The organism is Candidatus Pelagibacter sp. HIMB1321, assembly GCF_900177485.1.
Taxonomy (GTDB): domain Bacteria; phylum Pseudomonadota; class Alphaproteobacteria; order Pelagibacterales; family Pelagibacteraceae; genus Pelagibacter.
Window position 1 is genome coordinate 447,856 of the sequence record NZ_LT840186.1, and the last position, 26,291, is coordinate 474,146.

22 protein-coding genes and 3 tRNA genes are annotated in these 26,291 nt (G+C 28.4%); 20 read left to right on the forward strand and 5 right to left on the reverse strand.

All coding sequences use genetic code 11. From position 1 onward, the window contains the following. Position 1 precedes the first annotated feature (1 nt). Both lipA and B9N70_RS02405 read left to right on the forward strand, forming a co-directional pair. Positions 2-922 (forward strand): lipoyl synthase, encoded by a 921-nt coding sequence (gene lipA / locus B9N70_RS02400; protein ID WP_085114216.1) that lies wholly within the window; start codon positions 2-4, stop codon positions 920-922. Beyond that, positions 922-1,359, forward strand: a complete 438-nt coding sequence (locus B9N70_RS02405) for a type II toxin-antitoxin system RatA family toxin (RefSeq protein ID WP_085114217.1) — start codon at positions 922-924, stop codon at positions 1,357-1,359. The genes lipA and B9N70_RS02405 overlap by 1 nt, the downstream gene beginning before the upstream one ends. Here the strand turns inward: B9N70_RS02405 and B9N70_RS02410 are convergent. The 3 genes from B9N70_RS02410 to ispF are packed head-to-tail and all read right to left on the reverse strand — an operon-like array spanning position 1,356 to position 3,416. Continuing rightward, positions 1,356-1,847 (reverse strand): CinA family protein, encoded by a 492-nt coding sequence (locus B9N70_RS02410; RefSeq protein ID WP_085114218.1) that lies wholly within the window; start codon positions 1,845-1,847, stop codon positions 1,356-1,358. The two genes, B9N70_RS02405 and B9N70_RS02410, sit on opposite strands and share 4 nt — an antisense overlap. Further along, a complete protein-coding gene (locus tag B9N70_RS02415; protein ID WP_085114219.1) occupies positions 1,814-2,317 on the reverse strand; it encodes a phosphatidylglycerophosphatase A family protein in 504 nt (167 codons plus the stop codon). Before B9N70_RS02415 ends, B9N70_RS02410 begins: the two co-directional genes overlap by 34 nt. Then, positions 2,310-3,416: a 2-C-methyl-D-erythritol 2,4-cyclodiphosphate synthase gene (gene ispF, locus B9N70_RS02420; protein ID WP_085114220.1), complete on the reverse strand. Its 1,107-nt coding sequence runs from the start codon at positions 3,414-3,416 to the stop codon at positions 2,310-2,312. The genes B9N70_RS02415 and ispF overlap by 8 nt, the downstream gene beginning before the upstream one ends. 43 nt (positions 3,417-3,459) lie before the next feature. Here ispF and B9N70_RS02425 point away from each other — a divergent pair, with 43 nt between their 5' ends. The 10 genes from B9N70_RS02425 to B9N70_RS02470 all read left to right on the forward strand — a co-directional run bounded on the left by B9N70_RS02425 (position 3,460) and on the right by B9N70_RS02470 (position 14,589). After that, positions 3,460-5,250, forward strand: a complete 1,791-nt coding sequence (locus tag B9N70_RS02425; RefSeq protein ID WP_085114221.1) for a sensor histidine kinase NtrY-like — start codon at positions 3,460-3,462, stop codon at positions 5,248-5,250. After that, positions 5,240-6,595 carry a sigma-54-dependent transcriptional regulator gene (locus B9N70_RS02430; protein WP_085114222.1) on the forward strand — a complete coding sequence of 452 codons (1,356 nt, stop codon included), beginning with the start codon at positions 5,240-5,242 and terminating at the stop codon, positions 6,593-6,595. Before B9N70_RS02425 ends, B9N70_RS02430 begins: the two co-directional genes overlap by 11 nt. Beyond that, positions 6,596-7,981 (forward strand): Trk system potassium transporter TrkA, encoded by a 1,386-nt coding sequence (trkA, locus tag B9N70_RS02435; RefSeq protein WP_085114223.1) that lies wholly within the window; start codon positions 6,596-6,598, stop codon positions 7,979-7,981. A 9-nt stretch (positions 7,982-7,990) separates the two neighbouring features. Beyond that, positions 7,991-9,397, forward strand: a complete 1,407-nt coding sequence (locus tag B9N70_RS02440; RefSeq protein WP_085114224.1) for a potassium transporter TrkG — start codon at positions 7,991-7,993, stop codon at positions 9,395-9,397. Positions 9,398-9,427: 30 nt separating this feature from the next. Next, positions 9,428-9,504 (forward strand) — tRNA-Arg (locus tag B9N70_RS02445). A 125-nt stretch (positions 9,505-9,629) separates the two neighbouring features. Beyond that, the gene (locus B9N70_RS02450; RefSeq protein ID WP_085114225.1) at positions 9,630-10,670 is read left to right on the forward strand and encodes an amino acid ABC transporter substrate-binding protein; all 1,041 of its coding nucleotides are present in this window, start codon (positions 9,630-9,632) and stop codon (positions 10,668-10,670) included. 107 nt (positions 10,671-10,777) lie between these two features. After that, complete coding sequence (locus tag B9N70_RS02455; RefSeq protein WP_085114226.1) at positions 10,778-11,884, forward strand: ABC transporter permease subunit; 1,107 nt, start codon at positions 10,778-10,780, stop codon at positions 11,882-11,884. A gap of 2 nt (positions 11,885-11,886) precedes the next feature. Beyond that, on the forward strand, positions 11,887-13,329 hold the full coding sequence (locus tag B9N70_RS02460; protein WP_085114227.1) for an amino acid ABC transporter permease: 1,443 nt from the start codon (positions 11,887-11,889) through the stop codon (positions 13,327-13,329). A 4-nt stretch (positions 13,330-13,333) separates the two neighbouring features. Further along, on the forward strand, positions 13,334-14,068 hold the full coding sequence (locus B9N70_RS02465; protein ID WP_085114228.1) for an amino acid ABC transporter ATP-binding protein: 735 nt from the start codon (positions 13,334-13,336) through the stop codon (positions 14,066-14,068). A gap of 149 nt (positions 14,069-14,217) precedes the next feature. Beyond that, complete coding sequence (locus B9N70_RS02470) at positions 14,218-14,589, forward strand: helix-turn-helix domain-containing protein (RefSeq protein WP_085114229.1); 372 nt, start codon at positions 14,218-14,220, stop codon at positions 14,587-14,589. Between the two features lie 8 nt (positions 14,590-14,597). On the opposite strand, the gene B9N70_RS02475 is transcribed toward B9N70_RS02470, so the two are convergent. Both B9N70_RS02475 and B9N70_RS02480 read right to left on the reverse strand, forming a co-directional pair. Then, positions 14,598-14,673, reverse strand: a tRNA-Asn gene (locus B9N70_RS02475). A 50-nt stretch (positions 14,674-14,723) separates the two neighbouring features. Beyond that, positions 14,724-14,797: transfer RNA gene (locus B9N70_RS02480), tRNA-Cys, on the reverse strand. 121 nt (positions 14,798-14,918) lie between these two features. Between B9N70_RS02480 and B9N70_RS02485 the strand changes: the two genes are divergently transcribed. From B9N70_RS02485 to pstB, 8 genes are all read left to right on the forward strand, one after another. Further along, entirely contained in the window at positions 14,919-17,543 is a 2,625-nt protein-coding gene (locus B9N70_RS02485; RefSeq protein WP_085114230.1) for a valine--tRNA ligase, read from the forward strand. Then, positions 17,543-19,261, forward strand: coding sequence for a dihydroxy-acid dehydratase (gene ilvD, locus B9N70_RS02490; protein ID WP_085114231.1), 1,719 nt, complete (start codon positions 17,543-17,545; stop codon positions 19,259-19,261). The genes B9N70_RS02485 and ilvD overlap by 1 nt, the downstream gene beginning before the upstream one ends. Beyond that, the gene (locus tag B9N70_RS02495; RefSeq protein WP_085114232.1) at positions 19,261-20,466 is read left to right on the forward strand and encodes a sugar phosphate nucleotidyltransferase; all 1,206 of its coding nucleotides are present in this window, start codon (positions 19,261-19,263) and stop codon (positions 20,464-20,466) included. Before ilvD ends, B9N70_RS02495 begins: the two co-directional genes overlap by 1 nt. Continuing rightward, positions 20,466-21,626, forward strand: a complete 1,161-nt coding sequence (locus tag B9N70_RS02500) for an ATP-binding protein (protein WP_085114233.1) — start codon at positions 20,466-20,468, stop codon at positions 21,624-21,626. The genes B9N70_RS02495 and B9N70_RS02500 overlap by 1 nt, the downstream gene beginning before the upstream one ends. Positions 21,627-21,737: 111 nt before the next feature. Continuing rightward, the gene (locus tag B9N70_RS02505) at positions 21,738-22,757 is read left to right on the forward strand and encodes a substrate-binding domain-containing protein (RefSeq protein ID WP_085114234.1); all 1,020 of its coding nucleotides are present in this window, start codon (positions 21,738-21,740) and stop codon (positions 22,755-22,757) included. Between the two features lie 112 nt (positions 22,758-22,869). Continuing rightward, positions 22,870-24,273, forward strand: coding sequence for a phosphate ABC transporter permease subunit PstC (pstC, locus tag B9N70_RS02510; RefSeq protein ID WP_085114235.1), 1,404 nt, complete (start codon positions 22,870-22,872; stop codon positions 24,271-24,273). Further along, positions 24,266-25,528 carry a phosphate ABC transporter permease PstA gene (gene pstA, locus B9N70_RS02515; RefSeq protein WP_085114236.1) on the forward strand — a complete coding sequence of 421 codons (1,263 nt, stop codon included), beginning with the start codon at positions 24,266-24,268 and terminating at the stop codon, positions 25,526-25,528. Before pstC ends, pstA begins: the two co-directional genes overlap by 8 nt. Beyond that, on the forward strand, positions 25,529-26,290 hold the full coding sequence (pstB, locus tag B9N70_RS02520; RefSeq protein WP_085114237.1) for a phosphate ABC transporter ATP-binding protein PstB: 762 nt from the start codon (positions 25,529-25,531) through the stop codon (positions 26,288-26,290). The last annotated feature ends 1 nt before the right edge of the window (position 26,291 follow it).

A 26,291-nucleotide genomic window follows, 5' to 3' on the forward strand; every position in this document is an offset into this window, starting at 1 on the left:
AATGAAAATTAGACATCCTGAAAAAGAAAATAAACCTATTAATCCTATAAAAAAAAAACCTGAATGGATTAGGTCTAAATTATCTAATAGTAAGGAATTTTTTTTAACTAAAACAATTGTTAACAATAATAATCTTGTAACCGTTTGTCAGGAAGCTAATTGTCCAAATATTACCGAGTGTTGGAGTAAAAGACATGCAACATTTATGATAATGGGTGATACTTGTACAAGAGCATGTGCTTTTTGTGATGTCAAAACAGGTGTTCCTGGAAAATTAGATCAATTAGAGCCTGTTAAGATTGCAGAAGCAGTAAAGAAATTAGATTTAAGGCATGTAGTTATTACATCTGTTGATCGTGATGATTTAGAAGATGGAGGATCTAATCATTTTTATGAAGTAATTAATCAAACTAGAAAAACGAACCCAAATACAACTGTTGAGGTTTTGACACCTGATTTTTTAAGAAAAGGTGATGCTTATAAAAAAGTTTTAGAGGCAAAACCTGATGTTTTTAATCATAATATAGAAACAGTTCCAAGTTTATATTTAAAAGTAAGACCAGGTTCTAGATATTTTGCATCTTTAGAACTTTTAAAAAATGCAAAACTTCATGATCAAAATATTTTTACTAAATCTGGAATTATGCTTGGTCTTGGTGAAACTAGAGACGAGATATTACAAGTAATGGATGATCTAAGAACTGCTGATGTTGATTTTTTAACAATTGGTCAATACTTGCAACCCTCAACAAAACACTATCCATTAGATAGATATTATGATCCTAAAGAATTTGATGATTTAGGTACCATTGCGAAAGCAAAAGGATTTTTATTAGTATCATCATCTCCTTTAACAAGATCTTCTTATCATGCAGACGAAGACTTCGCGAAATTGAAAGCAAATAGAATTAACAGTCATTAATGCCTAGAGCATCAGTTAAAAGAATAATAGATAAAAAAAAAGATAAACTTATTGAGTTTGTTCTTGATATTGAAAAATACCCTGAGTTCATTCCTTTTTGTTTGGGTTCTAAAGTTTATGAAAGAAAAGAAGAAGGGGACAAAATTTTAATTATTGCAGATCTCACAATTGGAAAAGGTCCATTTAACGATACCTATAAAAGTGATGTAAGGTTTGATAAAGAAACCGATACAATTAATGTTACCAATATTGAAGGTCCATTAACTCACCTTCAAAATAATTGGAAGTTTATTGAAAAAAAAAATATGACTGAAGTTTATTTTGACGTCGACTTTGAAATTAAAAATAAATTTCTCAACATGTTAATGGAAAAATCTTTTGAATATGGCTTAAATAAAATTGCAGATGCTTTTCAAAAAAGAGCAGAAACAATTTAGATTAAGTCATTAACCAACTCTAAGGCTTTATTTACTGTTGATTTTTGGATAGCATTTCTTGTTTTTTTCTTAAATAAATTTTTAGTTATCAGTATTTTATTTGATTTTTTTACCCCTATATAAACCAGCCCTACAGGCTTTGTTTTAGATCCACCTTTAGGTCCGGCTATTCCTGTGATTGATACATTTATATGAGCTTTAGAAATTTTTGATAAACATTTTACCATAGCCTCACAGCATTCAGCGCTTACAGCACCATATTTTTGAATTATCTTTTTATTAACTTTTAAAATATTGATTTTTACATCATTAGAGTACGTTACTAAACCAAGATTGAATACCTGAGATGCCCCACTTATCGATGTAATTGATGAAGCTAACATCCCACCTGTGCAAGACTCTGCTAGAGAAATCCTTAATTTTTTCTTGATTAATCTTTTTACTAGAGTTTCGATCATAAAATATAACTTTTTAATATCATGAAACAAATTAATGACAGGACAACATAAAATCCTGCACAAACATCATCCATGATTACTCCAAAACTATTTTTATGTTTCTGATCAAAGTAACTAACTGGAAATGGTTTCATGATGTCAAAGTATCTGAATAAAATAAAACATACAAAATAAATTATTATTGCTTGATCTGGCTCTTTATTAGTTCCATGTGAAATTTCATAAAGAAATATTGGTATTGACTGACCTATAAATTCATCAATAATTATTTCACCAGGATCTTTATTTTCATTGTTTTTTGTATGCTGTGTAACAGCAAAAAAAGAATAAATAAAAATTAAAATTAATCCAAGAAAAATAATACCTGAATTAATTTCAAGTATATGAAAGCATATATATAAAATAATTATTGTTGCTAATGACCCAAATGTTCCTGGAATAAATCTTATTTTACCAAGACCAAACATTGTTACAAATAAAGTGTTTAATGTATTAATCATATTTTATAATTGATGCTATTACCTCACATGCAATAGCTTTTTCTTTTCCAATTAGACCAAGTTTTTCAACTGTTTTGCCTTTAATGTTTATTATATCTTCATCAATCTCTAAAAGACTTGAAATAGATTTTATTATTTTGTCTCTATACTGAGATACCTTAGGTTTTTCACAAATAAGATTAATATCTATATTATTAATATAAAAATTTTGCTTTATTAGTTTATTTTTAATCGGTTTCAACATTTTAGGTGACCTAATATTTTTAAATTTATTTTTATCGCTAGGAAAATAAGTCCCAATATCTTTTTGTCTTAAAGCACCAAGTAAAGCATCAATAATTGCATGTAAAATTACATCACCATCTGAATGACCTTTTAGACCTGAATGAAAAGGTATTCTAATACCTCCTAGATATAATTTTTTATCCTTAATTAATCGATGAATATCAAACCCTAGACCAATATAATTTTTAGTTGATGTTAAGTCTTCTGCAAAAGTAATCTTTTTATTTTTATTTTCACCATTAATAAATTTTATCTTTTTTTCATTGTTAATGAATAAGCTTGCTTCATCGGTTATGTTATTTTTTTCTTTTAATGCTAACTTATATAAAGCCTTGTAATTAAAACCTTGAGGTGTTTGTGTTAAATAAGTTCTATTTCTATCTAAATTATATAGATTATTCTTTATATCATATTTAATTGAATCTGTTGGTTTGATTGTTGGAATAACAGCTTCATTTTTTTTAAGTTCCTTAACTATTTTTCTAAGCAGATTTAATGAAAAATCTGGTCTTGCTGCATCATGAATTAAGATATTTTTTGGTTTAAATTTTTTAATATATTTAAGTGCTATATTAGAAGAGATAGATCTTTTATTTCCACCTTTTAAGATTATTAAGTTTTTTGAGTATGACTCCTTTATTTTTTGAGGCTCATCTACGACCAATACAATTTTTTTAAATAATTTTGATTTTATCGTTTTAAAAATTGAATGTTCAAATAATTTAAAATTTTTGTAAATAGCGTACTGTTTTTTTTGATTTTTCCTAAATCTTGACCCATTACCAGCTGCTAAAATTACAAAAAAGTTGTTCATTTTAAAAAAATATATATACGAACATACATACACCTAAATAATTATGATCGAGTTTTTTAAAAAAAATCTAATAATCATAGGATTGTTTATTATTACTCTTTTTGTTGGTTTTTTTACCTTTCTAACATTTATTGATAAAAGTTTCATTCAGCTTAATCAATCTAATCTTCAATACCTACTAATAGTAAATATTATATTGATTTTTCTGCTCTTTCTATTTGTTTACTTTGAAATTAGAAAATCAATAAAATCTGATATAGATCAAGATGGGATTAGTTCTAATAAGAAATATATTACTTATTTTTCTTTATTTACATTGATACCGTCCGTTCTTATTTCAATTTTTTCACTTTTTTTATTCTCATTCGCACTTGAAAAATATTTTGATAAGAAAGTTACGACTGTTGTTAATAATTCATATGAACTTGCTAAAAATTATGTTGCAGAAGTTCAGGATAAGGTCAAATCTGAGATTGTATTGATTGCTTTTGATACCAATAAAAGTGCAAATTTTCTTAATGATAATCAAAAAGAATATTCAAGATTTTTAAAAACTCAAAAACTTATAAGAAAAATAGATGAAATACACATTATAGATATAAATAAAAATTTACTTTTTACTAATCTAGAGGATAAGAATAAATATGTTCCACCTGTGAAGGGAGCTTTAGAGCTAGTAATAGAGGATGATAGACCGCTTAAGATATTAAATGCACCTGAAAATATTTCAGCTGCTATTATGAGACTTCAGGCATTTGATGATAGATTTATATATGTAATCAAATATTTAGATCCAAAAATTTCTAATTATTTAAATGAGTCTCAGGAAGCAATTAATTTTTACTATACAGTGGAAGAAAAAAGTTCTGGTATCAAAATTTCTTTTGCAATTATCTACCTTATAGTTGTGACGTTGCTGCTGTTCATTTCGATAACAATTGCAATACGTTTTTCATCAAGATTTTTTAGGTCTATTAATAATTTGATATTTGCCTCAAACGCAATTGGAGACGGTGATCTTAGTGCAAAAGTACCAGAAATAAAAACTGATAAAGATTTAGAGAAGTTAAATAAAAATTTTAATTCAATGATTAGTAAATTAAAGGATCAACAAGAAAAATTGATTATAAATGAAAGGCATGAGGCTTGGGGAAATCTTGCAAGAAAACTTGCACATGAGATAAAAAATCCTCTTACACCAATTCAATTAACTATCGACAGACTACAAAGCAAATATTCAGAACAAATTTCAAATGGTGATAAAAATAACTATATAGAAAACCTTAATATAATTAAAAACCAGATTAAACAAATTGGTAACTTAGTTAATGAATTTTCAGACTTTGCAAGAATGCCAAAACCTGTACTTAAGAATAATGATTTAATTTCTATACTAAATGAAAATATAAGATTATTAAAAAAACTTGATGATAGAATTTTAATTCAATTGAATTCTAATTCAGAAAAAGTAATTCTTAATAGTGACAAAGAACAGTTAAGCAGAGTATTCTTTAATTTGATTAAAAATGCCATTGAGAGTATTCAACAAAAACATGAAAATACGTCAAAATATGAAGGAAAAATTACTATTGAAATTAATAAGCTAGATAACAATATTATTATAAGAATAGTTGATAATGGTATTGGATTTGGAATTTTTGCAGCAAACATTAAAGATATTTTAAACCCATACTTTACAACTAAAAAAAATGGTACTGGATTAGGACTATCAATTGTCAATAAGATTATAAATGACCATAATGGTAAAATTGAATTTATCCCAATTGAAGAAGGTGCTGAAATCAAAATTAACTTTGCTTTAAATGATAGCTGAAATATTAATAGTTGATGATAATTCGGATATTAGAAATATCCTAAATGAATTGATTATAGATGCTGGATATAAAACTAGATTAGCAGCAAATTATAATCAAGCATTAAGCGAAATAGATAAAAAATTACCTGATGTTGCAATACTAGATGTAAAGCTAGATAAAGGTGACAATGATGGTATTGAACTTTTAACCCACATAAAATCTAAAAATGTTGATGTTCCTGTCATCATGATTTCTGGTCATGCAAATATAGAAATGGCAATAAGATCTCTTAAACATGGTGCTTTTGAATTTATAGAAAAACCATTCGATCAAGCACGTCTATTGAATTTTATATCAAGAGCAGTTGAAAATTTAAGTTTAAAAAATCAAAACAAAGAATTTGAAAATAAACTTTTTCACTCATATGATTTAATTGGAAATAGTAAAAATATTTCATCAATTAGAGATCAGATTGAAAAGATTTCTATCACAGAGAGCAGAATATTTATTACAGGTCCTTCAGGATCTGGAAAAGAACTTATTGCAAGAAAAATTCATAAAAAATCAAAAAGAAATAATAAACCATTTATAATTTTGAATGGTGCTTTACTTGATAATGATAAATATGAATTAGAATTATTTGGGGAAGAAAAAAAAGATGGATCTATTTCATATGGTGCGCTTGAAAAAGCAAATAATGGAACTCTTTTAATCGATCATATTTCAGAGATACCTTTAGATATTCAGTCTAAAATCTTAAGAGTTTTGATTGATCAAAAGTTTAAAAGAATTAATGGTTCTAATGATATAAAAGTTGATGTTAGACTTATTTGCTCCTCAAATAAAGATTTGAAAAATGAAATTCATTTAGGAAATTTTAGAGAGGATTTGTATCATAGGATAAGTGTGTTCGAAATTAACGTAGAACCGTTAAATAATAGAATTTCAGATATTCCATTGTTAATTAAGTATTTTTCAGAAAAGATTTCTAATAATTATAATATTAAGATTTTAGATATAGATGAAAATGATAGTTATATTCTTAACCACAATTGGAAAGGTAATGTAAGAGAATTAAGAAACTTGATAGAGAGAATTGCTATTTTGCAACCTGAGACTAAAGACAAAATATCTAATATTATAAAAGAATCTTTAAAAAGTGAAAATTTTGAAGAAAAAATTACAGAAAATAGCCTTTCTGTGCCACTAAAAGAGGCTAGAGAAAAGTTTGAAAAAGAGTATTTAACAGTACAATTGAAAAAATTTAATGGAAATATTTCAAAAACAGCAAACTTTGTTGGTATGGAAAGAAGTGCGCTTCACCGAAAGCTTAAAGGACTAGGAATAAAAGAATTCAATTAAATGAACATTATAATCTGTGGTGCTGGTAGAGTAGGTTTTACTATTGCAAAGCTATTGAGTGAACAAGGACATTCTATAACTGTAATTGATCAATCGAGTGAAGATATTCAAAAAATTAATGATAGTTTAGATGTCAAAGCTATTGTTGGTAAAGGAACATACCCATCAATTTTAGAAAAAGCCAATGCATCAGAGGCTGACATGATAATTGCTGTTACAAGAAATGATGAAATTAACATGTTAATTTGTCAAATAGCTTATTCCATCTTTAATATTCAAAAAAAAATTGCAAGAATTCGATCACAAGATTATTTAAATCCTAAATTTACAAGAGTTTATAATAAGGAAAATTTACCAATTGATGTAATTATTTCTCCTGAAATTGAAATTGCAAGATCGATACAAAGAAAATTAGAAGCACCTGGTGCGCTAGATAGTGTTCCGTTTTCTGATAATAACATTAGATTATTAGAAATTTTGATAAAAGATAACTGTAAACTTATTGGTCACAAATTAAATAAATTAACAAAAGAATTTCCCCAATTAGATGCAAATATAGTTGCCATTATTAGAAAAGATAAAACTTTTATTCCAAAAAAAACTGATCAAATCAAATCTGAAGATAAAGTTTATGTTGTAATAAATTCTTCTCAAATGGCAGAAACACTTAATGCTTTTGGTCATGAAGAAAAAATTTCAAAAAAATTATTAATTATTGGCGGTGGAAATATTGGATTTAATTTAGCTAAAAATTTAGAAGAAAGTTCAGAAGGTGTGAGGGTAAAAATTGTAGAGAAGAATAAAGAAAGAGCGGAATATCTTGCCAACAATTTAAATAATACAATAATAATCAATGGTAGTGGATTAGATGAAGAGACCTTAGAAGAAGCCAATTTAGGTGAAGCAGAGACTGTTCTGGCTCTTACAAATGATGATGAAGACAATCTTATGGTAAGTGTTCTAGTTGAAAAATTTGCAAAAGATCAAAAAGATGTCGATGACAAAAGAACTATGGCTTTAATAAACAAGCCTAATTATTCTCTTTTGCAATCTTCATTAAAAATTGATGATATAATTGATCCAAGAATGAATACTGTTTCTAGTATCTTAAAACATATTCATAAAGGAACAATTGAAAATGCCTATACTATTTCGAATGGTGAATATGAAGTGATTGAGGCAGAAATTATAGAAACTTCTGAACTAATTAACAAAGAAATTAAAAATTCAAATTTACCAGATGATATAAGAATTGGAGCTGTATTAAGAGATAAAAAAGTTATCATTCCAAAATCTGATTTTATTTTTAAGAAAAATGATAATGTTGTTTTCATTGCAAAAAATGACACTATTCCAGTAGTTGAGAATATCTTCAGATTGAGTTAATCAATTTTCATGTCCGGTATAAGAATTAGATATTTAAGTTTTTTTTTTGGACTAATATCAATACTCTCACTTTTGAATGTTGCCTTTTCTTATCAACTTGATCTGCATCTAAACTTAAATACTTATTACATAAGTTTTATCTCTTCTATTATCATTGGAGTAACTTTTTATTATTTTGAAAAAATTAAATTAAAAGTAACAATCTTTGATAAGATTTTAACAGTTTTTTCTGGATATTTAATATTACCCATCATTTTATGTTTACCATTTTATTTTAGTATATACGATTTGACATTTTTAAATGCTTACTTTGAATCTGTTTCAGGATTTACATCAACAGGCTTTACTATTTTTGAAAATATAAAATATATAGATCAAAGCTTAATTCTTTGGAGATCAACAATACAGTGGGTTGGAGGTTTATATTTTTTATTCTCAATAATCTATCTAATCGATATTTATGATGAAAATTTTAAGAAATCACTTACAAATTATTTATCTTTTAGTAGCTCAGAAGTTTTAAAACAGTCATTTAAAATTTTTTTGCTTTATTCAGGTTTAACACTATTCATCTTTATAGTTTTAAACTTTTTATTGGTAAGATATTTTAATTCATTAAATTTAGCTTTTACAATAATCTCTTCGGGTGGTTTCTTACCGACAAACAATCTTTCTGATATTTTGAAAAATGACACTCAAATTGTAATTTTCTCTTTGTTATTGTTGTTTTCATATTTCAGTATTTTTTTTATCTACAACTTATTTTTTATAAGAAAAAAAAATATAAATTTTTTTTATGAAGATGTTCATTTAATATTTTATTATTTAATTATAGTTTCAATTTTTTTTATTTTTTTCTCGTATCAGAATGATTTTTCTAAAATCTTATTATCAATTTCAAGCAGCATGTCTAATGTTGGTTTTTCTTTAAATTTTGATCAATCTAATTTTAATTTTATATATTTGATTTTAGTAATTATTGGTGGATCTTTTTTTTCAACTAGTTCAGGATTAAGATTAATTAAAGTTTATTCTTTATTTAAATATTCTATTAATCAAATTTTATCTTTTAGTAGGCCAAAGAATATTTTCATGAATAAGTTAATTTTTACTAAAATAAACTTCGATTTTTCTGAAATTAATAAATATTTTTTGACTATTATTATTTTTGTAATTTCACTATTTACTCTAACTATACTATTAAGTTTATCACAATTAGAATTTGAGAGTGCTTTTAAACTCTCTATACTTACAATTATGAACACAGTTAATTCTTCAGCTTATGGATTATCTGATTTTGATTTTAATAATCTAAATATTTTTACAAAAAACTGTTTAATACTATTTATGATTATCGGTAGAATTGAATTATTAACAATTCTAATAATAATTAAGAATTTTTTATTTAAAGATTAAATAAATATTGTATATGTAATATAAATTTTTGCGCCCTTAGCTCAGCTGGATAGAGCATCGGTTTTCTAAACCGAGGGTCGGAGGTTCGAATCCTCCAGGGCGCGCCATTTTCTTAAATTAATAGGGCAATTTAAAACTTGCTTATTTTTCTCAGGATGCTTTAATTTTGGATATTCAAATTTATTTTTGAATTATTTGTTAACAAATAAAACTATAACGTAGAGGAAGAAAAATGTTTAAATACTTAAAACAATTAACTTCTTTAGTTGCTGTGTTTGCTGTGTTGTTTTCTTTTACAACAGAAGCAATGGCTGCTAAAAAATCTAAAACACTAAAAAACACTCAAAAGAAGGGTTTTGTTAGATGTGGAGTATCTCAAGGTCTTCCAGGATTTTCAAATGCTGACGCTGCTGGAAATTGGACTGGTGTTGACGTTGATGTATGTAGAGCAGTAGCTGCTGCAGTTCTAGGTGATGCAAACAAAGTTAAGTTTACACCACTAAGTGCTAAAGAAAGATTTACAGCTTTAACATCTGGTGAGATTGATATCTTATCAAGAAACACAACTTGGACTCTTTCAAGAGACGCTGATATTGGACTTACTTTCGTAGGAGTAAACTTCTATGATGGTCAAGGTTTCATGGTTAGAAAAAGTTCTGGTATCACTTCAACAAGCCAATTCAAAAATGGTATCTCAGCTTGTACAAACATTGGTACAACAACTGAGCTAAACATGAGAGACTTCTTTAATTCAAGAGGAATTTCTTATGAGCCAGTAGCATTTGAAAAAGCTGACGAAGTTGTTGCCGCATATGATGCAGGTAGATGTGATACATATACAACTGATAAATCTGGATTAGCTGCTCAAAGAACAAAAATGAGTAATCCTGATGAACACATTGTATTACCAGAAACAATTTCAAAAGAGCCACTAGGTCCAGTTGTTAGACAAGGTGATGCTGTTTGGGAAGATATCGTAAGATGGTCACTAAACACTATGATCGAAGCAGAAGAGTATGGAATTACATCTGCTAATGCTGACATGATGAAAACTTCAGACAACCCACAAATCAAAAGATTAGTTGGTGCTGAAGGTGAATTAGGTGCTGCATTTGGTCTAGATAATGAGTGGAGCTTAAGAATTATCAAGCAAGTTGGAAACTACGGTGAAAGTTATAAGAGAAACATAGCTGACACTGGAATTTTACCTGACAGAGGTCCAAACCAATTATGGACTAAGGGTGGAATTTTATACGTACCACCTGCAAGATAATTGCATTTATAATTAATTAAAAAGGGCTGGATTATTCTGGCCCTTTTTTTTATACATCTACAGTGACCTTTAAATTAAAAGATATAATACCTCAGTTGATTACAGTCATGGCTGTAGTTTTAGTTTTTGGTTTTTTTGCAAATAATGCTTCTGTTAATATGGAAAATAGAGGTATTGATTTTGGTTTTGGTTTTTTATCTCAAGCTGCATCATTTGATGTTCAATTTTCACTAATTGATTACGATGGATCACACTCTTATTTTAGAGCTTATTTAGTTGGACTACTCAATACATTACTTGTTTCTATTATAGGTATTATTTTAGCAACTATTTTGGGCGTAATAATTGGAGTTGCAAGATTGTCTCCAAATTATCTAATTAATAAGTTTGCAGCTTTTTATGTGGAATTTTTTAGAAACATTCCTTTATTACTTCAAATCTTCTTTTGGTATTTTGCAGCTTTAAGAGCTTTACCATTACCCCAAAATGCTGAACCTATGTTTGGCAATATGTATATGACCATTAAAGGTCTTTATGTGCCAACTTTTATTTGGGAAAATTTTAATATATTTTTTTATTCTGTTATTGCTGCAATTATTTCAATTATTGTAATTAAAATTCACGCAAAAAAAGTTCAAGAAACTCAAGGAAAACAAATCCCTGTGTTTATGATTTCTATCGGTTTAATTATAATTTTACCTTTGTTAAGTTTTTTAATTGGTGGTGTAAGTGCAACTTTAGAAACACCAAAATTAATTCAATTGGCACAAACATCATTTAAGTTTGAAGGAGGAATAAATTTACCCCCAGAGTTAATTGCATTAACGTTAGCTTTAGCATTGTATACTGCAACATTTATCGCTGAATGTGTAAGGGCTGGAATACAAGGTGTCGGTAAAGGCCAAAAAGAGGCTGCAGCATCAATTGGATTAACTCCAAATCAGGTTTTAAAACTTGTAGTAATGCCCCAAGCATTAAGAATAATTATTCCACCAACAACTAATCAGTATTTAAATTTAACAAAAAATTCATCACTAGCAGCTGCAATAGCATATCCCGATCTCGTTTTAGTTTTTGCTGGAACAGCATTAATGCAAACTGGTAAAGCAATTGAGATAGTATTTATGACGATGTTTACTTATCTAACTTTAAGTATTTCAATATCGTTGTTTATGAATTGGTATAATAAAAAAATTGCAATTCAGGAAAAATAAGAATGACAAAAATAAATTTTTTAAAACCTGATATTTCTAATTTAAATACATTTTTATATATAGGCTCATTTCTATTTTTTTTAAGTATTATTGATGTTTTTGTTAATTCTTTTTTTCAAATAAACATTACTGGTTTTTTACCAAATAAAATTAGTTTTATTTTACCTATATTAATTGGCTTTGTAGGTTTATTTTTTATCCGTATTGAACAAAGTGGTTATAAATTTTTAGATAGTTTAAATAAGAATATTAATACAAATAATTTTAATGCAATTTTATCATTATTAATAATATTCATAATCATTAAATCTCTACCTCCATTATTAAGTTGGTTTGTAATTGATGCAAATTTTGCTGGTGATAACAAGGATGTGTGTTCTGGATCTGGTGCTTGCTGGACTTATATAAAAGTTTGGTTCAACAGATTTATGTATGGAATGTATCCAAATGCTGAACAATGGAGAATTAATTTATCTTTTATTTCTTTAGCTCTTCTTGGATCTGTTGGGTATTTTGCAACAGAAAAATATAAGAAATATCTTACTCTTTATTATGTTGTGATTTATCCTTTTATAGCATTTTTATTTATTTTCTTTTTTATCTCTGGTGGCCCTGTATTTTTTGATTTTTCATATGGAATTATTGCTGCAATTATTTCAATAATAATTGGTTTTTTTATTCCAAGTAAATTTAGATTTTATTATTTTTTATTAGTCCCAATTACAATTTACATCTTACTTAAATATTTTATTTTTTACGAAGAACTAATTGAACTTGGTAAATTAGATGGATTAAACTGGGTTGAAACAGGTGCTTGGGGTGGTTTGTCTCTAACATTTATTATATCGTTCTTTTGTTTAATATTTTGTTTTCCAATTGGAATGGCTTTTGCACTTGGTAGAAGATCTGGATTTCCACTTATTCGATATATTTCAGTTGGATTTATTGAATTTTGGAGAGGTGTTCCTTTAATTACGGTTCTCTTTATGTCAGCAGTGATGTTTCCAATGTTTTTGCCTGAGGATCTCTTTATAGATAAACTAGTAAGAGCAATTATAGCAATTTCTTTATTTGAAGCTGCTTATGTTGCTGAAGTTATAAGAGGGGGCTTACAGGCTTTACCTAGAGGTCAATATGAAGCTGCAAAGTCACTTGGGATGGGTTATTGGAAAATGCATATATTTGTAATTTTACCTCAAGCCTTAAAATTAGTTATCCCAGGTATAGCAAATACTTTTTTAGCTTTAGTAAAAGATACACCATTAATTTTTGTCGTAGGATTACTTGAAATAGTTGGAATGTTAAATCTTGCAAAAACTAATCCTGAATGGCTAGGTTTTGCAATGGAAGGATACGTTTTTGCTGCGATAATTTTCTGGATTATTTGTTATGCAATGAGTAAATATAGCTATAATTTAGAACAAAAATATAAAACAGAGCGATAAATTTATGTCAGACAACATTATCCAAATAAAAAATATGAACAAATGGTTTGGTGAATTTCAAGTTCTAAAAGATATTAATCTTGAAGTTAAAGCAAAAGAAAAGATAGTTGTCTGCGGTCCCTCAGGATCTGGTAAATCTACATTAATTAGATGTATTAATAGATTAGAGGAACATCAAGAAGGCGATATTATCGTTGATGGTACAACATTAACTGAAGATACTAAAAATATTGAACAAATTAGAGCAGAAGTTGGTATGGTATTCCAACAATTTAACTTATTTCCACATTTATCTATTCTGGACAATTGTACATTAGCTCCTATTTGGGTAAAAAAATTACCAAAAAAAGAGGCAGAAGAATTGGCTTTAGAACATCTTGAAAAAGTACAAATCTTAGACCAAGCACAAAAATATCCTGGTCAACTATCAGGTGGTCAACAACAAAGGGTCGCAATTGCAAGAGCTTTATGTATGAAGCCAAAGATAATGCTATTTGATGAGCCTACATCAGCATTAGATCCTGAAATGATTAAAGAAGTACTTGATGTAATGGTTAATTTAGCAAAACAAGGTATGACTATGATCGTTGTAACTCACGAAATGGGATTTGCTAAAGAAGTAGCTGATAAAATGATCTTTATGGACGAAGGAATGATCGTAGAAAAAGCCGATACTAAAGAGTTTTTTGCGAATCCTAAAAGTGACAGAACGAAATTGTTTCTTAGCCAGATTCTATAATTTCAGCCTAATTATTAATTATTTAATATTAAAAAATACTTGACGGTATTTTTAAATTCTTCCTTTTTTAAAAAAAAAAAAAAAATTAAAAGTTGAAGTTTGTTGTGAAAGTAGTTGAATAAGATCTTAACAAATTAAGAGGGGTCTTAATGGAAGATAATTTTAACAAGCACTTGGGCAATAAACTTAAGCTAAGAAGACTAGCTTTAGGATTAACTCAAACAAAAGTAGCAAAAGCGATCAACGTAACATTTCAACAAATTCAAAAATATGAAAAAGGCACTAACGGAGTTAGTTCAATTAGATTATTGCAATTGTCTAATTATTTAAAAGTTCCAATTAATTATTTTTTTGAGGATTTTTCAGAATATTTAATAAATTTAGAAAAATCTCAAGAAGGACATATGAATGTAAATTATAATTTTCTTGTAAAATTATATTCTGAACTAAACGCGGATCAAAAATTAAAATTTAATAAGTCTTTGCAGCTAACAAATAATACTATTTCAAAAGTTGGATAAAAGTTTTTTGGCTCCCCGGGCAGGACTCGAACCTGCGACCAATTGATTAACAGTCAACTGCTCTACCAACTGAGCTACCGAGGAATATAAAATACAGAACTTACTTTTTTTTATAACTAAAACAAGATTTTTTTTGGAGGCAACGCCCGGAATCGAACCGGGATACAAGGATTTGCAATCCTCTGCGTAACCATTCCGCCACGTTGCCCTAAGTTTTAGTAAATAGCTACAAGCAGTTTTATATAAAATATTTTTAATTAGTCTATTAAATAACCATCCATTTTGATTATTGTTAATTTAGATTATTAAATTATAAACTAAATACACCCATGAGTAGCGATAAATACATTCATTTAGATGTTGAAGATAAGATTTATTCTTATTGGGAAAAAAATGAATTATTTAAACCAAAATCTAATTCAAAAAAATATTCAATAGTAATTCCACCACCAAATGTAACTGGATCATTGCATATGGGTCATGCATTAAACAATTCAATTCAAGATTTTTTAGTTCGATATTATCGAATGAATAGTTATGAAACTCTTTGGCAACCAGGAACCGATCATGCCGGTATAGCAACACAAGCTCTTGTTGAGAGAAAATTAGAGAAAGAAGGAGTTAGTAAAAATGATCTTGGTAGAGAGAAATTCATTGAAAAAATCTGGGAATGGAAAAATCAATATGGTGATATCATCATTAATCAGCTGAAAAAATTAGGTTGTTCTTGTGATTGGTCTCGTAATGCCTTTACAATGGATGAAAATCTCTCAAAATCAGTAATAAAAGTATTTGTTGAACTACATAAAAAAAAATTAATTTATAAAGCAAAAAAGTTAGTTAATTGGGACACTGTTTTAAAAACAGCTATTTCTGATTTGGAAGTTGATCAACGAGAAGTTAATTCTAAAATTTATTATATTCGTTATCCAATAGATGGAACTTCTGATTTTATAACTATTGCAACAACAAGACCTGAAACCATGTTTGGAGATACTGCTATTGCTGTAAATCCGAGTGATGAACGTTTTAAATCATTTGTTGGAAAAACAGTAACCATCCCTATTGTTGATAGAAAAATCAAAATTATTAAAGATGATTACGCTGACCCTGAGCAAGGAACAGGGGCATTAAAAATAACTCCTGCTCATGACTTTAATGATTATGAAGTTGGAGTTAGAAATAATTTAGAAGTAATTAATATTTTTACAGAAGATGGAAAAGTCAATGAAAATGCACCTAAAGATTTTATTGGCTTAGATAGATTTGATGCACGTAAAAAACTTTTAAAAGAATTAAAAGAAAAAGAATTTTTTGTTAAAGATGAAGATATAAGAAATAAAGTTCCTTATGGTGATAGATCTAATTCAGTTATAGAACCATTTTTAACTGATCAATGGTTTGTTGATGCAGAAAAATTAGCAGTTAAAGCAAAAGAAATAGTTAATAATAAAAAAACAAATTTTTTTCCTGAAAATTGGTCAAAGACTTATTTTCAATGGATGAATAATATTGAGCCCTGGTGTATTTCAAGACAATTATGGTGGGGCCATCAAATTCCTGCATGGTACGCTCCAGATGGTAAAATTTTTGTTGCAAACAATGAAGTAGAAGCAAAAAAAGATGCTAAAGATTTTTATAATAAAGATGTTGAATTAATAAGAGATCCAGATGTTTTAGATACTTGGTTTTCATCGGGTTTATGGCCTTTTGCAACATTAGGTTGGCCAGAAAAAACTGAATATCTTGATAAATTTTACCCAACAATTGTCCTTGTAACTGGTTTTGATATTATCTTTTTTTGGGTCGCAAGAATGATGATGTTTGGAATGGAATTTTTAAATAAAGAACCATTTAAAGATATTTATGTTCACGCACTAGTAAGAGACGAGAAGGGACAGAAGATGTCAAAATCTAAAGGTAATGTAATTGATCCATTAGATTTAATTGAAAAATATAGTGCTGATGCATTAAGATTTACATTGCTTTCAATGGCATCTCCTGGAACCGATGTTAAACTATCTGAAGATAGAGTTAAAGGTTATAGAAATTTTTTAAACAAGTTGTGGAATGCTAACAATTTTTTAAAAACTAATGAATGTGATTTTAGCTCAAATGATAAGCCAAATTTAACATTAAATATTAATAAGTGGATATATAATGAATTGATCGAAGTTCAAAATACCATTGAACAAAACATAAAAGATTATCGTTTTGATGAAGCAGCAAAACATGCTTACAGATTTGCATGGAATTCTTATTGTGATTGGTATTTAGAATTATCAAAAACAATTTTATACTCAGATGATGATAGTGCTAAAAATGAGGTTAGAGCCACTGCTGTATATATTTTTAAACAATTATTAAAAATTCTACATCCATTTATACCATTTGTGACAGAGGAAATATGGCTGAATAATAGGTTTGATAATTCAAATAAAGATTATTTGATGTATTCAAATTGGCCTAATGATGAAGCTAAAAAAGACCAATCGTCAAAAGATGTACAGAAAATTATAGATATTATTTCTGATTTAAGATCATTTAAAAATGAACTTAATGTAAGTCCTGGTTCCTTTACGGATATATCGATTAAGAATTTAAATAAAGATAGTCAAAAATTTATTAAAGAGAACGGTACTGTCTTAAAGAAACTTGGAAGAATAAATAGTTTTCATGATGAGGATTTAGATAAACCTGTAGCCTCAATGGTAATATCAGGTGAAATTTATAAGATTTATTTTGATGAAAATGTTGATCTTGATTTGATCAAATCAAATTTACTTAAAAAACAAGAAAAATATCAAAATGAGTTAAACAGTATTTCTAAAAGATTATCTAACAAAGGTTTTATTGATCGAGCACCAAAAGAGATTGTTGAACAAGAAAAAACTAATTATAATAATTTAGAAAATGATATTAAGAAAATCTCATTAACCATAGAGGGGATATAATGCCAAAATTTAATAAAAAGAAACTTCCAAGCAGACATACGTCATTAGGAGCTGATAGAGCTCCTCACAGATCTTTTTATTATGCAATGGGTGAAACCGAAAAGGATGTATCAAAACCTTTTGTAGGGGTTGTATCAACTTGGAATGAAGCCGCTCCTTGTAATATTGCATTAATGAGACAAGCTCAATCAGTTAAAAAAGGTGTTAGAGCTAACGGTGGAACTCCTAGAGAATTTTGTACAATTACAGTTACTGATGGAATTGCTATGGGTCATGAGGGAATGAAATCTTCTTTGATCTCACGTGAAGTTATAGCAGATTCTGCTGAATTAACTGTTAGAGGTCATTGTTACGATGCGCTAGTTGGTATTGCTGGTTGTGATAAATCTTTACCCGCTTTGATGATGTCTATGGTTCGTTTAAATGTTCCAAGTGTTTTTATTTATGGTGGATCAATTCTTCCAGGAAAATATAAAGGAAAAGATGTGACTGTTGTTGATGTATTTGAAGCTGTTGGAAAACATTCATCAGGTCAAATGTCAGCAAAAGAATTAAGAAAATTAGAACTAGTAGCATGTCCTAGTGCTGGTGCTTGTGGAGGTCAGTTTACCGCAAATACAATGGCATGTGTATCTGAAGCTATTGGTTTAGCATTACCTTATTCTGCTGGAACACCTGCACCATATGAAGAAAGAGATAAGTACGCAAAAGAAAGTGGCATAACTGTCATGAATCTTTTAGCAAAAGGAATTAAACCAAGGGATATAGTTACAAGAAAAGCTCTAGAAAATGCAGCGACCATCGTTGCAGCAACTGGTGGATCAACTAATGCAGGTTTACATTTACCAGCAATTGCAAATGAAGCAGGAATTAAGTTTAATTTAATGGATGTTGCTAAAATATTTAAAAGAACACCGTATCTTGCAGATTTAAAACCTGGTGGAAAATATGTTGCAAAAGATATGTGGTTAGCAGGTGGTGTGCCCATGTTATTAAAAACTTTATACGAAGGTGGATACATTCATGGAGATTGTATGACTGTAACAGGCAAAACCATGAAAGAAAATTTAAAGAACATTAAATTTAATCCAAAACAAAAAGTTATGAGATCTTATAAAGATCCTTTATCACCAACAGGTGGTGTTGTAGGTTTAAAAGGAAATTTAGCTCCAGAGGGTGCAATCGTTAAAGTTGCTGGTCTTAAAAAGTTACAGTTTACTGGAAAAGCAAGATGTTTCGATAATGAAGAAAGTGCAATGAAAGCAGTTCAAAGTAAAAAATATAACGATGGTGATGTTATAATTATTAGATATGAAGGACCAGTAGGTGGCCCTGGTATGAGAGAAATGCTATCAACAACTGGTGCTATCTACGGACAGGGAAAAGGTGAGAAGGTTGCTCTTATAACTGATGGTAGGTTCTCTGGTGCAACTAGAGGCTTTTGCGTGGGTCACGTCGGCCCTGAGGCTGCTTTAGGAGGCCCTTTAGGTCTTATACGAAATGGTGATATCATTGATATTGATGCTAACAAAGGAACGATAAATGTCAGATTATCCAAAGCAGAACTAGCTAAGAGAAAAAGAAGATGGAAAGCAAAAAAATCTGATTTTGGATCTGGAACAATTTGGAAATATGCTCAAACAGTTGGTCCTGCTTATTTAGGAGCACCAACACATCCTGGAAAGAAAAAGGAAGTTAGAGAATATTCTAAGATTTAATGAAAATAAGACCAGTTATTTTATGTGGTGGTGCTGGAACCCGACTTTGGCCTAATTCAAAAAATCACCAAGCAAAACAGTTTATTGATTTTGGTAATTGGACACTTTTAGGCAAAACTTTAGAAAGAGTTAAAGCTTCAATATTTGATTCCCCAATAATAAGCACAAATTCAAAATATCTAAAACAAGTAAAGTTTCATTTAAGAAAAGCTAAAATTTCAAAGTATAAAATTGTTTTAGAACCAGCAAAAAGAAACACAGCACCTGCTATTTTAAGTACTGCATTAATTAAAGATATTCCAATGGAGCAACCATTAATGTTTTTTTCAGCTGATCATTTAATTGAAAAAACAAATGTTTTTAATAAAGCTATTGATAAAAACAAAGCTAATTTAACTGATCAAAATATATTTATTTTTGGAATTAAACCCAGCTCACCATCTAGTGAATACGGCTATTTCATAACAAAGAAAATAAAAGATAATATAAATAAAGTAACAAGATTTATTGAAAAACCAAAAGAAGCAAAAGCAAAACAAGTAATTAAGCAAAAAGGTTATTGGAATTCAGGGATGTTTTTTCTAAGAAAAGACTCAATTATCAATAACTTTAAAAAACACCAACCAACAATTTATAGAAACTGCATTAAAGCTGTAAAAAAAGCAAAATATAAATCTAATACTTATTATTTAAATAAAGCCTCATTTATAAAAGCTACTGCTAAATCATTTGATTATGCAATATTAGAAAGGACCAAACATATTAATGGAATTAAATTAGATATTCCTTGGTCAGATCTTGGAAGCTGGAAAGAAATATTAAAAATGTATGACAAAAATAAAAATAAATATTTTAAGAAAAAAAATGTTTATTACCGACCATGGGGTAGATATACAAATTTATTCGAGGGAAAAGAGTTTTTAATTAAAGAACTATATGTAAAACCTAAAGGAATTTTAAGTTTACAAAAACATCATCATAGAGCCGAACATTGGTTGGTTACTAAAGGAAAGCCTAGAATAACTCTTAATAAAGATAGTTTTATAAAAAAACCAAATGAACATATTTTTATTCCATTAGAAGCAATTCATAGAATTCAAAATCCTGGAAAAAAACCAGTTAAGATAATCGAAGCTCAAGTAGGATCAATTTTAAAAGAAACTGATATTGTAAGATTTCAAGATATTTATGGCAGAGTGAATTAATGGATCTACTGTCTATAATTCTCTCAATTATAATTGCCATTTTGGTTTTTTTATTATTAAAAAAAGAGAGAGTATTTGGCATTCTAACTGAAACAGAAAATAAAAATAACGAAGTTAAGATTATAGAAAGCAAAGATTATAGAAAAAATATTGATAAACTTTTAGATTATTTTCCAGAAGGTGTATTAATTATAGATAAGAATAAAGAAATACTATTTTGTAACAATTCATCAAAAAATCTTTTTCAAATAGAAATAGGAGAAAATATTAGTAGTATTTTAAGAAACCCTGATCTTTTGAATTCAATTGATCAAGCTTTTGAAGGTAAGAATATTTCAAATTTAGAAATAGAGATAAGAAATCAGGCCATTCAAAGACTAAACATTACAGTATATCTTGATAATAATTTATTATTTTTTGACCAATTAACTTGTGTTTTATTTATAAGAGATTTGACTGAGTTTTATAAATTTCAACAACTAAAGTCTGATTTTGTTGCAAATGTTTCACATGAACTTCGAACTCCACTTCAATCTATAAAAATGGGACTTGAAAGTTTTGATAATAATTCAGATTTAAAAAATAATTCTGAAATTAAAAATTTATTACCAATAATGACTTCTCAATCAGAAAGAATGGAAAACTTAATTAGAGATTTACTTTCATTATCAAAAATAGAATTACAGGAACATATCAGACCAACTCATGAAATTGATTTGATAGAGTTAATAGATTATATCATTAAAACTTATGATAAAATGATTAGTAAAAATAATATCAAATTAAAATTTAATAAAATTGATGATTTTAAGATAATTGGAGATAGGGATAAATTAATTGAAATTTTTACAAACCTTATTGATAATTCAATTAAGTATAATGACAAAAAAGATAAAGAGATAATTATTACAGCTAAAAAAGAAAATGACTTAAATATCATATCAGTTGCAGATAATGGAATTGGTATTCCTAAAGAATCAATTCACAGAATTACTGAAAGATTTTTTACTGTGGATCCAAGTAAAAGTAGAAGTGTTGGTGGTACCGGTTTAGGTCTTGCGATTGTTAAACATTTAGTCACCCAACATAGAGCTGAAATGCTCATAAATAGTGTTGAAAATCAAGGAACGACAATAGATATCAAATTTAAAGCTTTATAATACAACTGAAAAGTTAGTCTTTGTAATAAAACTTTAACTTTCCTTTAATAAAATTTTTAAAAATTGAACTTAAATGAGCTCATATATTAACAAATAATAAAAAGGAAAAATATGAATAAGTTAATAAGTTTATTTTTTGGACTTTTGTTAGCTTTAAGTTTTACAACAGCAAGTTATTCAAGAGATCAAATTAAAATTGTTGGATCTTCAACAGTTTATCCATACGCAACAGTAGTTGCTGAAAAATTTGGTAAAGGTGGAAAATTTAAAACACCTGTTATTGAAAGTACTGGTACCGGTGGTGGAATGAAACTATTCTGTGCTGGTGTAGGTGTAAATCACCCAGATATTACTAATGCATCAAGAGCAATTAAATCAAAAGAAAAAGCTTTATGTGAAAAAAATGGTGTTTCTGAAATTATAGAAATAGTTGTAGGAAATGACGGAATTTCATTTGCTCATGCTGTAAATTCACCAGATTCTAATTTTACAAAAGAACAACTTTGGAGAGCTTTAGCTGCAACAGTTGATGTTGACGGTAAATTGGTAGAAAATCCTTATAAAAAATGGAGCGATATTGATGCAAGTCTTCCAAATAAAAAAATTGAGATTTTAATTGCACCTCCAACTTCTGGAACTAGAGATGCATGGAATTCTCTTGTAATGGGTAAAGGTTGTTCAAAAACAGCAAAATCTTTATTTGGTGATAAAACTAAAAAAGAATGCGTGAAAATGAGAGAAGATGGTTATGCTGTTGAAGCTGGCGAAAATGATACTTTAATTGTACAAAAATTAACTTCAAATCCAGATGCTTATGGTTTCTTTGGTTATAGTTATCTTGTTGCAAATAAAGATAAAGTTAAAGCAGCTGCAATTGAGGGTGTTCAGCCATCTTTAGAAGGTATTCAAGATTATTCATACCCAATTGCTAGACCTTTATTCTTTTATGTAAAAAAAGCTCACATTGGAGTTGTTCCTGGTATTCAAGAATACTTAAAGGAATTTACTTCAAAAAAATCTATGGGTAACAGAGGTTACTTAGCAAAAATTGGCTTAGTTCCATTAGCATCTGATAAGTATGATGTTACAAGAACAGCTGCTGTAGATTTAAACACAATTAAGATTAAATAAGTTAACACTTATCCACAAGAAAAAGGCCAGTTTTTACTGGCCTTTTTTTTTATTCAATCCTTGAGTTCATTTGTAATAAATCTGTAACATTTAAAATATAATAAATCCGCTCATGAACTCTGTTCTAATATTTTTAATATTAATTTTTTCATTATCATTATTTTTCTATGGAAGATCAAAAACAAAAAGTATTTCAATCGAGCAAAATATAAAACTAAATGCTTTACCAAAATTTTATGGTTACTATCTGGTCTTATGGTGTTCAATACCAGCATTAGTATTTTTAGTAATCTGGTCTCTTTTTGAACCTGTTATAATAAAATCAATTATTATTGAAGTTGCAGCTAATCAAGGAGCTATTTTTAATGATAAAAATGAAGCAAATTTGATTTATGAAAAAATTAAGGCAATCCATCTTGGAACCTATTTTGGGGATATAGATAGCATTTTAAAAGAGAGCGCATTATCTTATGCTAAATTTATAAATTTATTTACCAATTCAAAAGTAGTTTTAATTTTTGGAATAGTTATTGCTTCAGTAATCTATTCTTTAAACAAGATTAAGAACAATAATAAAGCAAGAGATGATGTAGAAGTAATTTTAAAAGGTCTACTATTTGTATCATCATTAATTGCTATCTTAACAACCCTTGGAATTATTTTTTCACTTTTATTTGAAAGTATTAAATTCTTTTCAGTTATAAATATTTTTGATTATTTGTTTGGGACAAATTGGAGCCCCCAAAAAGCATTTGTAAGCGATGCATCAGCAATTACAGAAGCAGAATATGCTGAATTAAAAGATGCATTTGGTTTTATACCTTTAATAGCAGGAACATCATTTATAGCTTTTATTGCAATGTTAGTCGCAGTACCAGTTGGACTTTTTTCTGGAATATATATGGCAGAGTATGCTTCTCTTAAAGTTAGAAGAGTCTCAAAACCAATTATTGAAATTTTAGCTGGTATACCAACAGTTGTTTATGGTTTTTTTGCAGCTTTAACCGTGGGACCTTTCTTTAGACAGATAGGAGAAAATTTAGGTTTAACAGTTTCATCTGAAAGTGCTTTAGCTGCAGGCTTAATTATGGGAATTATGATTATCCCATATATATCATCTTTATCAGATGACGTTATCAATTCAGTTCCACAATCCCTTAGGGATGGTTCTTATGCAATTGGTGCGACAAAATCTGAAACGATTAAAAAAGTTGTTATCCCTGCCGCATTACCAGGCATTATAGGTTCAGTCTTACTTGCCGTATCAAGAGCAATTGGTGAAACAATGATTGTTGTAATGGCAGCGGGATTAGCAGCTAACTTAACAATAAATCCACTAGATTCCACAACAACAATTACCACTCAAATTGTCATGATTTTAGTTGGTGATCAAGAATTTGATAGTCCAAAAACACAATCTGCTTTTGCATTAGGTTTAACATTATTTATAGCAACATTAATTTTGAATTATATCGCTCAAAGAGCGGTTAAGAAATATAGAGAAAAATATGACTAAAGAACAAAGATTAAAAAAAAGACACAGTGCTGAGAAGAGATTTCGATTTTATGGTCTTGCCTCAATTTTTATTGCTTTATTATTTGTAGTTATTTTAGTTCACAATATTTTTTCAAAAGGTAGTTCTGCATTCATGAAAACAGCAATTAAAGTTGATGTTTTTTTTGATAAAGGGTTGTTAGATATTCCAAATAACCCATCAGAAGAGCAGATATCTAAAGCTGATTTATACGATATAGTCATTGAGAGTCTTATAAAGATTTATCCTGCCTCAGATTTGGATCAAGAGAATGAATTAATAGATTTATTTACTACAGATGCAGAAATTGAAATAAAGAAAGCATTAATCAAAAATAATGATTTAATTGGTAAAACAGCTACTTTGGAAATTACTGCCTCTGACGATATTGATCAGCTGCATAAAGGAAATTATCCAAGAGATTTACCTGAAGACAGAAGAAGGATCTCAAATTATCAACTGCAAATTTATGACAGTTTAGTTGAAGATAATAAAATTATTAAAAATTTTAATACTTATTATTTTCAAAATGGAGATTCTCGTGATCCTGAGTTAGCAGGTATTGGTGGTGCCTTAATTGGTTCTTTTTACAGTATTATCATTTGTTTATTACTTGCTTTCCCTGTTGCAGTATTAGCTTCAATATACTTAGAAGAGTTTGCAGCAAAAAATAAAATTACTGATTTTATAGAAATCAATATTAATAATTTAGCTGCAGTTCCATCTATTGTTTATGGATTGTTAGCTCTACAAATATTATTAGCAACTATTCAACTTCCAAGATCAACTCCTTTAGTAGCTGGAATTACACTTGCTTTGATGACTTTACCAAGAATTATTATCCCTTGTAGAGCATCTTTAAAAGCAGTCCCGCCCTCAATTAGAGAAGGTGCCTTAGCTGTTGGTGCATCAAAATTTCAATCTGTGTTTCATCATGTAGTTCCTCTAGCACTTCCAGGAACTTTATCAGGAACCATTATTGGATTAGCACAAGCGCTTGGTGAGACAGCACCATTGATATTAATAGGTATGGTTGCATTTGTTGTAGATATACCGTCTACACCAATTGATCCTTCTTCTTCATTACCAGTACAAGTATATTTATGGTCTGAGTCAGCTGAAAGAGGATTTGTTGAAAAAACTTCAGCAACGATAATGATGTTATTGAGTTTTTTAATTGTAATGAATTTTTTAGCAGTATATCTAAGACAAAAATTTGAAAAAAGATGGAATTAAATGAGTGATATAAAAATTAGATCAAAAAATTTAAACGTTTACTATGGAGAAAAACAAGCTCTATTTGATGTGAATTTAGATTTAAATGAAAAAGAGGTAACAGCTCTCATTGGTCCATCAGGTTGTGGAAAGTCTACATTTATTCGATGTATAAATAGAATGAATGACGTGATCGATATTTGCAAAGTAACAGGTAATATAGAAATAGATGGTATTGAAATTAATGATAAAAACTTAGATGTCGTCTCTCTTCGTGAAAGAGTTGGAATGGTATTTCAGAAACCAAATCCTTTTCCTAAAAGCATATATGATAATATTTCTTATGGTCCTAAAATACATGGTAAAGGTGAGAGCAAAGGTGAGCTGGATGAAATTGTTGAGAGCAGTTTAAGAAAAGCAGCATTATGGGAAGAAGTAAAAGATAGATTAGACGAACCTGGAACTGGTTTATCGGGTGGTCAACAACAAAGACTTTGTATTGCAAGAGCAATTTCCGTTAATCCAGAAGTAATTCTTATGGACGAACCTTGTTCTGCACTTGACCCTATTGCAACTGCTAAAATTGAGGAATTAATTGATGAACTTAAAATGACTTATACAATTGTTATTGTTACTCATTCAATGGCACAAGCAGTGAGAGTTTCACAGAAAACAGGCTTTTTTCATTTAGGAAAATTAATAGAAGTGGGCAAAACTGAGAAAATTTTTAAAAATCCTGACAATAAAATGACACAAGATTATATTACAGGTAGATTTGGATAAA